This window comes from Motilimonas pumila (assembly GCF_003596335.1).
GTDB classification, from domain to species: domain Bacteria; phylum Pseudomonadota; class Gammaproteobacteria; order Enterobacterales; family CBDFNC01; genus Motilimonas; species Motilimonas pumila.
This window is the reverse complement of sequence record NZ_QZCH01000178.1, coordinates 1-519: the sequence shown is the minus strand read 5'-3', so window position 1 is coordinate 519 and position 519 is coordinate 1. Positions and strand designations below refer to the sequence as shown.

Here is a 519-nt window from a genome sequence, read left to right as displayed (position 1 = left end):
ATTCTGGCGCTGGACGTAGAGCGTCTTCCCGTCCTGCGACCAGTCGACCCGGGCGAGATAGATATCGGCATCGGTGCCGAGATCCACGCTCACCTTGTGGCCACCGCTCGGGTCCATCACATAGAGCGCGACCTTCACATTGGGCGTGCCGGCCTTGGGGTAGCGCTGCTGGAAGATCTGGGTGCCCTCGGCCCCGATCGCGGCGCGAGTGACGATGCCCACCGGCGCCTCGTCGAAACGCTCGACCGCGACATATTTGTCGTCCGGCGACCACCAATAGCCTTTGAACCGCGCCATTTCCTCCTGCGCGACGAACTCGGCCTCGCCCCAATGGACGGTGCCCAGGCCATCGTCGGTGATGGCACGCGGTTCGCCGCCGGCCTGGCCCATCACGACCAGGTTCTGGTCCTGCACCCAGGACACATAGCCGCCGGCCGGGCTGACCTCCGCATTGAGCTTGGGGCCAGGCCGGGCGGGCAGCCTGGCGATGCCGCCGTCGAGCCCGGCGCGATAGATCTC

General features: G+C 67.2%; 1 protein-coding gene. It reads right to left on the bottom strand.

The genetic code is table 11. The features are described from left to right. On the bottom strand, positions 1-519 hold a 519-nt coding region (locus D1Z90_RS21120), incomplete at both ends, for a DPP IV N-terminal domain-containing protein (protein ID WP_198419297.1).